The 7,548-nt window shown below is 51.7% G+C and carries 7 protein-coding genes; 4 read left to right on the top strand and 3 right to left on the bottom strand.

From position 1 onward, the window contains the following. Nucleotides 1-81 precede the first annotated feature (81 nt). From AC6F7T_RS06535 to AC6F7T_RS06525, 3 genes are all read right to left on the bottom strand, one after another. Nucleotides 82-777 (bottom strand): response regulator, encoded by a 696-nt coding sequence (locus tag AC6F7T_RS06535; protein ID WP_500717193.1) that lies wholly within the window; start codon nt 775-777, stop codon nt 82-84. A gap of 8 nt (nt 778-785) precedes the next feature. After that, the gene (locus tag AC6F7T_RS06530; protein ID WP_500717192.1) at nt 786-2,402 is read right to left on the bottom strand and encodes an ATP-binding protein; all 1,617 of its coding nucleotides are present in this window, start codon (nt 2,400-2,402) and stop codon (nt 786-788) included. Nucleotides 2,403-2,530: 128 nt separating this feature from the next. Then, nucleotides 2,531-2,998 (bottom strand): VTT domain-containing protein, encoded by a 468-nt coding sequence (locus tag AC6F7T_RS06525; protein ID WP_500717191.1) that lies wholly within the window; start codon nt 2,996-2,998, stop codon nt 2,531-2,533. Between the two features lie 120 nt (nt 2,999-3,118). Between AC6F7T_RS06525 and AC6F7T_RS06520 the strand changes: the two genes are divergently transcribed. The 4 genes from AC6F7T_RS06520 to AC6F7T_RS06505 all read left to right on the top strand — a co-directional run. Beyond that, the gene (locus AC6F7T_RS06520) at nt 3,119-4,000 is read left to right on the top strand and encodes a UbiA-like polyprenyltransferase (RefSeq protein WP_500717190.1); all 882 of its coding nucleotides are present in this window, start codon (nt 3,119-3,121) and stop codon (nt 3,998-4,000) included. A gap of 343 nt (nt 4,001-4,343) precedes the next feature. Next, the gene (locus AC6F7T_RS06515) at nt 4,344-4,946 is read left to right on the top strand and encodes a UbiX family flavin prenyltransferase (RefSeq protein ID WP_500717189.1); all 603 of its coding nucleotides are present in this window, start codon (nt 4,344-4,346) and stop codon (nt 4,944-4,946) included. 24 nt (nt 4,947-4,970) lie between these two features. After that, a complete protein-coding gene (gene mqnE / locus AC6F7T_RS06510; RefSeq protein WP_500717188.1) occupies nt 4,971-6,038 on the top strand; it encodes an aminofutalosine synthase MqnE in 1,068 nt (355 codons plus the stop codon). Nucleotides 6,039-6,051: 13 nt separating this feature from the next. Then, a partial coding sequence (locus AC6F7T_RS06505; protein WP_500717187.1) for a Y4lR family protein occupies nt 6,052-7,548 on the top strand: 1,497 nt, incomplete at its 3' end.

The following is a 7,548-nucleotide window of genomic DNA, read 5'->3' as shown; positions in this document are numbered from 1 at the left end:
GATCTGATCTGGTGATGGTTAGTACAAAGAACGAAAAAAGCCCCCGTTTCCAACTGGAAGCGGGGGCTTTCGTGGTGCGTATCACCCTTCAAATCGATATCCCTGCCCCAGTACGGTGACAATAAATTTCGGTGCCGCCGCATCATCTTCCAGCTTCTGGCGTAGATGCTGAATGTGGACATCAATGACCCGGCTCCAGGAATAAATCGGCGAGTCCTTCCACAGGGTGCGCCTGATTTCTTCCCGGGTTACCAGACGACCGCGATTCTCGACCAGAAAGGTGAGCAGCTGAAACTGCTTGGGAGTCAGAGGCACGGCCTCGCCACGCAGAGTCACCTGGTGATTGCCGATGTCCACCAGCAGGTCGCCGGCACAGATGGTACGCGCTGGTTCTGTGGCAGGAGTCTGTCGCAGGCGGGCGCGAATGCGGGCCAGCAGTTCACAGGTTTCAAAGGGTTTGACCACGTAATCATCGGCACCGGTTTCAAGGCCGATGATCTTGTCCTGGAGTTTGTCCCGTGCGGTCAACATGATGACCGGTATCTGCGGATGGATCGCCTTGACCTCCTCACAAAAATCCAGGCCGTCACCGTCAGGCAGGGTCAGATCGAGGATAATCAAGGCGGGAACAGTGCTTTTAATAATTTTGCGCGCTGCCGTCAGATCGGCGGCCGTGATGACATCGAAACCGTGCAATCCGAGGTTTGCTTTTAGAACGGTGCGGATATCGGCATCATCATCAACGGCCAGCAGGGTTGTTTTCTCGCTGTTGCTCACGAGGGCATCTACTCCTTATTGTGGGAATGAAGAGGCAGGGTGAAATATACACAAACACCGCTTCCTGCATCGGGGTCAGTAATGCCGATGGTGCCGCCATGGGCGCTGATAATGGCGCGACAGATGGCCAGCCCGAGGCCGCTTCCCCCCTTATCGCCGGAGCGGTAGAATCGCTCAAAGACTCTTTCTCGTTGTTCCATCGGTATGCTTTTACCCAGATTGCACACTTTCACCTGAATGACATCCTCTTTTACTCCGGCACAGACGGTGATGGCAGTACCTTCCCGGGCAAATTTGACGGCGTTGCCGAGCAGGTTGGTCAGCACCTGGCGCAGCCGATCTTCGTCGGCTTCAATGTGGGGCAAATCAGGGGGAAGGGGACAAAGATCAAGGCTGTGATGTGCGGCATCATAGGTAAAAGACTGGATACTTTCGTTGATGATGTCAACCAGATTGACCTGGGTCAGGTTCAGGGCTCGCTCGGCTCCGGTTTCGATATATTCAATATCAAGCATGGTTTGCACCATGCGGATCAAGCGATCGGTATTTTTCTGGGCAATTCCAAAAAATTCGAGGAGATCGTCAGGGGGGGAGGTGGTGGTCGTTGCTTTTTGTTTCAAGCGCGCGGTGATATATTCCATCGCCCCCTTGATCGATGTCAGAGGAGTGCGCAGTTCGTGGGCGGCTCTGGCCAGAAATTCTGATTTGCGTTCACTGGCGGTGTAAATCTGCTGATTGAGATGCTGCAATTCTGCCGTAGCGTTACGGATCTTGTCTTCAAGGCCTTGTTGATAATCGGACAGGCTGGCGGCCATTTCTTCAAAAGAGCGCGATAACTCTTCGAATTCATCACCGCTACGAACAATGGCTCCGGGTGGCGGTCCTTTTTCCGAAAAATGGCGGATCGAGGTGGTTAACTCATCCACCGGAATCAGTACCATGCGGCGCAAAAAAAACAGCAGAGTGCTGCTTAAAAAAATCACCAGCAGCAGCATAACTCCAAACATCAGGTTGCGATTGGCTTTGGCTTCGGCAAAGATCTTGCCCAGGGGCAAGGTGACGCTGATGGCACCACGAACGCCACCAACCTCATAGCCGTGATGACAGGAAAGGCACGCCTCCTCGACATAGAGCGGCGAGATATAGCGCAGGTAGGCAACCTTGTCCATTTCCTCCATGGCAATGATTTCCTGCAACGGTTCGTCTTCAAAGCGCAATAGTGCGGCACGTTCAAATTCGTCGGGAAAGTTCTCCGGATTGGTCAGTTGCAAACTGGTGATATGGAACCAGTAAAGTCCTTTTTCGCGGGCATAACCGACCAGCTCTTTGGTGACCATGGCCGGGGTTTTTCGGGCATAGCGCCGTGCCTCGGAGCTGACGCTTTCGGGCTGAGCCGGCGGTCCTTCCTGGGCCCAGGGAAGCTGTTCGACAAAAACGCCGCCATGATCGGCGATCCAGCGCCGCATGATGACAATCTGCTGGAAAATCGCCCGCGCCTCATTTTCCGCCTGACGGATGATCAATTGTTGCTGACGTTCATTAATGATGTAAAAAGTACTACTCAAGGAAACCAGCAGAATCAGACTGCAGCCGATCACCAGTTTGTAGCTTAGACTCATGCGCATAGGCTTCATTCCGTATATGCTGTGGTGATGGTTTTTTGATAGATGGGACAGTATTCCAGCAAAAAAGAATGATTTTTGTCGTGAAACAGAGTGGCAAAGGCCGGGGTGTAGAGTTTCATCCTTCCCTGCTAAAGAAGCAGTTCAGAACCGCGTAATGTCAACCAGGTCAGGCTGATGTAACGCAGCGCTTTGCCGGTAGTGACCGGAATAAAAAAACGGCATAACGAGGTGTGTAAAGTGCCGGCGACCAGGCACAAAGGGTCACCAACCACCGGCAACCAGGATAGCAGCAGCGACAGACTGCCGTAGCGCGCAAACCAGCTTTCTGCTCGTTGTTGCTGCTCGGAAGTTATACGCAATACCTTACGAATCAGCCAGGTGCTGCCCCAGCGGCCGAGCAGGTAGTTGGTAGCACCACCGAGGGTGTTGCCGATCGTCGCAATGACAACCACCAAAAATGGCGATTTGCCACCCAGCAACAGTGCCACCAGCAGCCATTCGGAACCTAAGGGTAACAGCGTGGCAGCCAGAAAACTGACGATAAACAGGGCAACATAGGTATGTTCGAAAGCAATATCGGGCATGGGCGGCATCATAGCAGAGCCGCTGAGCAAAAACATAGTGCGGAAAAGCCCTTGTGACTTACCTTCATGAACGTGTAAATTGGGTCAGGCTTTTTTCGCCGCAACCGTTGCAAAACATATAAGGGCCACATCATGACGATGACCAGAGAACAGGCGTTTGCCAAGATGAAAACCCTGTTGGAGATGATCAAGTTCTCCCACACTGTCTTTGCTTTTCCTTTTGCCCTGATGGGTGTTGTCTTAGCCTCGTTGGCCGGTGGTCGCGCGCCTGGAGTCGGGCAAATTTTCTGGATCTGTGTAGCGATGGTTGGGGCGCGCAGCGCCGCCATGGGGCTGAATCGACTGATTGATGCGCGTATCGATGCCGATAATCCGCGCACGGCGGAGCGCCACATCCCCAGCGGCCAGGTATCGCTCGTTGAGGCCTCACTCTTTATTCTGGTGTCAACGGCATTTTTTCTTTTAGCCGCCTGGATGCTTAACCCCCTGTGTTTCAATCTGGCTCCGGTTGTCCTTGCCCTGTTTGTGCTATACGCCTATTGCAAGCGTTTTACCCATTATGCCCATGTGGTGCTGGGGTTGTGTCTGGCCGCCGCGCCCATCGGCGCCTGGATCGCTCTGCGCGGCGATATCGGCTGGCCGGTCATTTCTCTAGGGCTGGCGGTACTTTTCTGGGTCGCTGGCTTTGACATTTTCTACGCCTTGCAGGACTATGATTATGATGTCAAGGCCGGATTGCATTCGGTGCCGTCGCGCCTGGGTATCGAAAAATCCTTCACGCTGGTACGCATCTTCCACGCTCTGATGTTGTTGTTTCTGCTGCTGGTCATGCCCGGCAGCGGTTTGGGGTGGATCTATTTCGCCGGCGTGGTGGTGGTTGCTGGATTGCTGGTGTACGAGCACAGCCTGGTTAAACCGGATGACCTGTCACGCCTGGATGCGGCATTTTTCAACATGAACGGCTATATCAGCGTGACGATTTTTGTGTTTACCCTCATCGACGCATTAGCATGATGGCCAAAAAAATAACACATAGGTGGAAAGAGAAGCGTTTTTTAACCTAGATGTTTGCCTCTCTTGGAGAACTTCGTGCCTTGGTGGCAACTTTGTCTCAATCTGTTTAACTCAGCCACCAAGACTCTAAGTACTCCAAGAAAAGCTTTAGGGTAAAGGTCGCTGCAAAAGGAAGTTAAAGGTTTTTGTAACTATTCAGCTCTATCCTTGCACCGGGCCTTTGAATCCTATGTCAAGGGACGCTTTTCGTCATCCATGACCGCTTGTTGTCGCCGTCCATGGCGACAAAAACCCTTGCCACAGGATCCCCGACCCGGTGCTCAACAGATACAGGTTTTTTCTTATGAAAAAAATCGTTGTTGGTATCACTGGTGCTTCCGGCTCGATTTATGGTTTGCGTCTGATCGAGGAATTGTTGGCTGCTGATCATCAGGTCAGCGTACTGCTGACCAATGCCGGGCGGCAGGTGACTGCCTTTGAAACAGGGCTGAATCTGGCTGACAAAGCGGCGGAGTGCCAGGCGCAGTTGCAGGAATATTTTAACTGTGCAGCGCGCTTGCAATACTACGCTATTGACGACTTTTTTGCGCCTGTCGCCAGTGGTTCCAGCGCTCCCGATGCCGTGGTGATCTGTCCCTGTTCTATGGGAACCGCCGGGCGCATTGCCTTGGGGCTGTCGGATAATCTGCTTGAGCGCGCCGCCGATGTTGCCTTGAAAGAGCGGCGGCAACTGGTACTGGTGCCACGCGAAACCCCCTTTAACCAGATTCATCTGAAAAATCTGCTGCGTCTGGCCCAGGCCGGGGCAATGATTCTGCCGGCCATGCCGGGTTTCTACCATCATCCGCAAACGTTGGATGATCTGGTTGCTTTTGTCGTTGGCAAGGTACTGGACACGTTGGGGATTCCCCACCAGTTGTTCAAACCCTGGGGTGCCAATGGATGATTGAATTGATGGAAGAGGAGTGTAATGGAACAGATTAGAGAGAAGGTCAACAATGGACAACGCCTCAGTGATGAAGATGCCCTGAGGCTGTTTGAATCCTTTAAATTGTTGGAAATTGGTGAGTTGGCAGCTCAGGTAAACAGAAGAAAAAACGGTAATAAAGTTTATTTCAACGTCAATCGTCACATCAACTACACCAACCTCTGTGTTAACCAGTGTGTCTTCTGCGCCTTTGCCCGCGAAGCGGGCGATGAGCGTGGCTACACCCTCGATCTGGATCAGATCCGCGCCAAGGTACGTGAAGCAGTGGCCGTCGGCGCGACGGAAATCCATTCCGTTGGCGGCCTGCATCCCGAGCTGCCTTTTGACTTTTATCTGGAGATGCTGCGCGCCATCAAAGCGGAAGCACCCGCCTTGCACATCAAGGCTTTTACTGCCGTTGAAATCGATTATTTTGCGCGCATCAGCGACAAGACTCTGATCGATGTGGTGCGTGAGCTCAAAGAGGCGGGTCTTGGTTCCATGCCTGGCGGCGGCGCCGAGATCCTCGGACAGCGGGTGCGCGATAAAATCTGTCCGGAGAAAATCAGCGGTGAACGTTGGCTGGAGATTACCGAGATCGTCCACAATTGTGGCTTGCGCACTAACGCCACCATGTTGTTTGGCCATCTGGAGAATTATGCCGACCGGGTTGAGCATTTGCGCCTGTTACGTGAACTGCAGGATCGCACCGGTGGCTTCCAGAGTTTTATCCCTCTGGCCTTCCAGCCCGACAATACCAGAGTGCCGGGAGCCGTTGGCGTCAGCGGTATCGATGCTTTAAAGACCCTGGCCATTAGCCGCTTGTATCTGGATAACTTCCAGCATATCAAGGCTTACTGGGTGATGCTCGGCCTCAAGATTGCCCAGGTTGCCCTCTGTTTTGGCGTCAACGACATCGATGGTACCGTGGTGGAAGAAAAAATCGGTCACGATGCCGGTGCCGATTCGCCTCAGGTATTAAGCCGTGAGCAACTGATTAGCCTGATCCGCAACGCCGGCCGCCAGCCGGTGGAGCGCGATACCCTTTATCGGGAAATCCGGGAGTATTAACAACGTGAAAGATATGGATAAAAAACTTATTGAAAAGGGCTTTTTTCCTTATGTTGCATTTTTCCCTCGGGCACAAAAAGGTGGCGTTAAGGTCGTCATTGAACACAAATTTGGCAAGGTTAAAACGGGGGAATATCTGTTTGTTGAGTTTTATTGCGCGACAAAAGATTGTGACTGCCGGGAGGTGACTCTGGTTGTTTTGAATGAACAGCGCAAGCAATTAGCAGTGATCGTTTTCCCCCTCGATATTGATCTTTTTTCCGCACTGCCCCGTCTTCACGAAGAAATTAAACAAACAGGTCCCGCAGAGGATCTGCTGGAAGTTTTTGTTAATACCATTGTTGCGCAGCCACAATGGTTTCGGGCTATGTGTCAGAATTATCGTGCTGTGCGCAAGAAAGTCGACGAGAAACCCTATGTGGGAGAGAGATTTCCCAGTTCAAAATATCTTCAACTATTGGTTGAGCCTTTTGAAGATGAAGATGACGTTGATGAAGAGGAATTTTTTGCGGGTTTGAAAGACCTTATTGCCGGATTGACTAAAGCAGATAAAAAGGGTCCCAAAAAACAACCAAAAACAAAAAATTCAACAACTGAACATATTCAGGGCAACCTTTTCCCTGCGTCTAGGGAAGATGTGCAGCTTTCTGATCTCATTAGTACTTATTCAAACAGACTAAGTGCAGGGCTTGACCTGGGAGAAAAGTGTGATGCTCAACTGCGCACCCTGATGCGTCAGGATGATACTCTTGAGGAGTTGGTCTCTGCGCTGGTTGAAAGCTATCGTGCTGAAGACGATATCCGTCTACAGGGGATTTCTCAGCTGCTGTATGATGTGCTGGACATATTGCGTACCGACATGGAGCGCAGACGTCCCGGTGCTGCTGCTACCATGAATCATCTGCAAACAACATTGGCACAACAGGTTTTTCAGGTGAACGTTGATCCCGGCCTTGGGGCGGAAGTAACGAAAATTCTTCTTGATGCGCGGGTTGAAATTCTTCCGCTATTACATGAAGCCAATAGCCGTAGAATGGCAGAACTTTCTCCTCCGGATGGATTGGCAGTAGCAGATCAAGAAGTGGCTCTTAATGGGTTACTCAGTGAGTTTGAAAAAATGGGGGTCTCTTCCGAGTTTGAAATGGCTGATATGTTGTTGCAGATGATGGCCATAGGTGAACCGGACGTCCAGATCAATCTCTACACACAGATGTTTTACTCAGTAAATGATATGGCCCGCGAAGCAGCAGTGCTGATGCTGTTTCATCCTGATGTCAGAGTGCGGACAGAAGTTGCTGAGTTGATTGCCGGTGTCGGTGGTGCTGATTTTTCACCGATTATGCTTCGTCGTTTGATTATTGCGCGCAACTGGTTTCCGGAAAGTATGCGCAAGAAACTTGATCTGGCGATTAATAATGCCCGGCGGTCACGGATTGCATGTGCGCCGTTGGCTAACCCGGTCAAGGTGCAGGTGTACGCATCGATTATGGATGGCGCCAATGCGCAGTCA

Source organism: Pelovirga sp., from assembly GCF_059864205.1.
Note: the sequence above shows the minus strand (reverse complement) of the source record. Positions and strands in the feature narration are given on the sequence as shown.